1 protein-coding gene is annotated in these 1,126 nt (G+C 68.4%); it reads right to left on the bottom strand.

Translation table 11 applies throughout. The features are described from left to right. Positions 1 to 4 precede the first annotated feature (4 nt). Positions 5 to 1,126, bottom strand: a 1,122-nt coding sequence (locus tag I8J34_RS24095) for a porin (protein ID WP_214364170.1), incomplete at its 5' end; no start/stop codon positions are given.

The raw sequence follows: 1,126 nt of genomic DNA, 5'->3' as shown, positions 1-1,126 counted from the left end.
GCGCTCAGAAGAAGTAGCGCAAGCCCACCATGTAGCCGGTCTGGCTCTCGCCGGCGGCCGGGGCCACGCCCGGACCGACCGACAGCTGGTAGCTGGCGTTGCTGCTGTTGCTGATGTGGCCGACCTGGGCGTAGGCGTCCAGGCCCTTGTCCAGCGTGTAGAAACCGCGCACCGCCGTCAGCGTGGCGTTGCGGTCCTGGTCGTCGTTGACCGCCCGCTGGATGCCGCCGTCGATCTTGATCTCCGGCGTGAGCTTGTAGCTGGCGCTCACGTAGTAGATATCCGATTCGACGTCCGTCGTGGCGGTGTCGACCTTGCGCCCGAGCCAGCCGGCACCGAACTGCGCGTCGCCGAACTTCACGTAGCCGCCCAGCGTCATGCGGGTGTCCTTGTCGCTCGAGTCGGCGAAGGCGAACGGTGCCGCACCGTTGAAGAAGAAGGCCGTGGCGCCGGTGCCGCCCTTGATCGTATCGACGGCAGCGGCCACGCCGAACTGCTTGGCGTCGTAGCGCACCATCGCCGACCAGGCCTTGCACGCCTGGGCGTCGCTCGCGCTCTCGCCGCCGCAGGTGCCCGAGCCCGGCGCACCGCCGCTGGTGTCACGGCCGAAGGAGTAGGCCACACCGGCCGAGATGCCGTTGCCGAACTTGTTCTGCCACACCAGCGAGTTGTCGTAGCGCGAGTTGGGCAGGTAGGGGTCGAGCGAGCCGACCGCGTAGATGTTCGGCCCGAGCTGGTCCGAGCCGCGCATGGCCAGAGTCAGCATCGACCACTGGCGGCCGAAGGTGAAGTCGCCGAAGGGGGTGGACAGGCCGGCGAAGAGCTGGCGGCCGAAGATGCGATCCGGGGTACTGGCCGAGCCGCTCTGGCCCTGGGTGCCGTCGTCCAGGTTGAAGCCCGCCTCGAGCGTACCGATGACCGCGTAGCCGGGCTTGAACTCCTTGTGCAGCTTGAAGCCCAGGCGCGAGGCGAAGGTGCCGGTGATCGGCGGCACGCGGGTCAGGCTCTTCTTGTCGGCACCGATGTTGGTCAGGTGCTCGACGCCGCCGTCGAGGATGCCGTAGATGGTCAGCACCGGCTTGTCGCCACGGGTCAATGCCGCCACCATGCCGGGCTTGGCCGCGGG

Source organism: Denitromonas iodatirespirans, from assembly GCF_018524365.1.
In the GTDB taxonomy this organism is placed as follows: Bacteria; Pseudomonadota; Gammaproteobacteria; order Burkholderiales; family Rhodocyclaceae; genus Nitrogeniibacter; species Nitrogeniibacter iodatirespirans.
This window is presented reverse-complemented; position numbering and strand designations above follow the sequence as displayed.